This window comes from Chitinophaga sp. RCC_12, from assembly GCF_041360695.1.
Lineage (GTDB): Bacteria > Bacteroidota > Bacteroidia > Chitinophagales > Chitinophagaceae > Chitinophaga.
Genome location: NZ_JBFUPS010000022.1, coordinates 1 through 1,667 on the forward strand (window position 1 = coordinate 1; position 1,667 = coordinate 1,667).

Here is a 1,667-nt window from a genome sequence, read left to right on the forward strand (position 1 = left end):
AGCCTGCTCAAACCAGTGATGCGCAATGCAGGCACTGACCAGACAGCATGTGATAAAACTACCTTTACGCTCAATGCTACTGAGCCTACTGAGCTGAATGCAAAAGGTACCTGGACGTTCCTGCCTGCTACTGCTGCCGTAACCTTTGTAGATAAAAACAAAGCCAACACCAATGTTACTGTTCCGGCCAATGCTGCGGTACAACTGATCTGGAGCATTTCAAATGGTACCTGTAGCGCCGACAAATCAGATACGGTTGTTATCACCAGCCTGCTCAAACCAGTGATGCGCAATGCAGGTACTGACCAGATAGCATGTGATAAAACTACCTTTACGCTTAATGCTACCGAGCCTACTGAACTGAATGCAAAAGGCACCTGGACATTCCTGCCTGCTACTGCTGCGGTAACCTTTGTAGATAAAAACAAAGCCAACACCAATGTTACTGTTCCGGCCAATGCTGCGGTACAGCTGATCTGGAGCATTTCAAACGGCACCTGTAGCGCCGACAAATCGGATACCGTTACCATCACCAGCCTGCTCAAACCAGTGATGCGTAATGCAGGCACTGACCAGACAGCGTGTGATAAAACCACCTTTACACTCAATGCTACCGAGCCTACTGAGCTGAACGCACAAGGCACCTGGACCTTCCTGCCTGCTACTGCTGCGGTAACCTTTGTAAATAAAAACAAAGCAAACACGAGTGTTACCGTTCCGGCTAATGCTGCGGTACAGTTAATCTGGAGTATTTCCAACGGTACATGTAGCGCCGATAAATCAGATACGGTTGTTATCACCAGCCTGCTCAAACCAGTGATGCGCAATGCAGGTACTGACCAGACAGCATGTGATAAAACTACCTTTACGCTCAATGCTACCGAGCCTACTGAGCTGAATGCAAAAGGTACCTGGACGTTCCTGCCTACTACTGCGGCGGTAACTTTTGTTGATAAAAACAAGGCAAACACCAATGTTACCGTTCCGGCCAATGCTGCGGTACAGCTGATCTGGAGCATTTCAAACGGCACCTGTAGCGCCGACAAATCGGATACCGTTGTTATCACCAGCCTGCTCAAACCAGTGATGCGCAATGCAGGTACTGACCAGACAGCATGTGATAAAACTACCTTTACGCTTAATGCCACCGAGCCTACTGAGCTGAATGCACAAGGCACCTGGACTTTCCTGCCTGCTACTGCGGCGGTAACTTTTGTAGATAAAAACAAGGCTAACACGAGTGTTACAGTTCCTGCCAATGCTGTGGTGAAACTGATCTGGAGCATTTCAAATGGTACCTGTAGCGCCGACAAATCAGATACGGTTGTTATCACCAGCCTGCTCAAACCAGTGATGCGCAATGCAGGTACTGACCAGACAGCATGTGATAAAACTACCTTTACGCTTAATGCTACTGAGCCTACGGAGCTGAATGCACAAGGCACCTGGACTTTCCTGCCCACCACTGCTGCGGTAACTTTTGTTGATAAAAACAAGGCCAACACTAATGTTACCGTTCCGGCCAATGCTGCGGTACAGCTGATCTGGAGCATTTCAAACGGCACCTGTAGCGCCAATAAATCCGATACAGTTGTTATCACCAGCCTGCTCAAACCAGTGATGCGCAATGCAGGTACTGACCAGACAGCATGTGATAAAACTACCTT

The 1,667-nt window shown here is 48.5% G+C and carries 1 protein-coding gene; it reads left to right on the forward strand.

The annotated features are described in order from the left end of the window. On the forward strand, window positions 1-1,667 hold a 1,667-nt coding region (locus AB6805_RS32405), incomplete at both ends, for a hypothetical protein (RefSeq protein ID WP_370913571.1).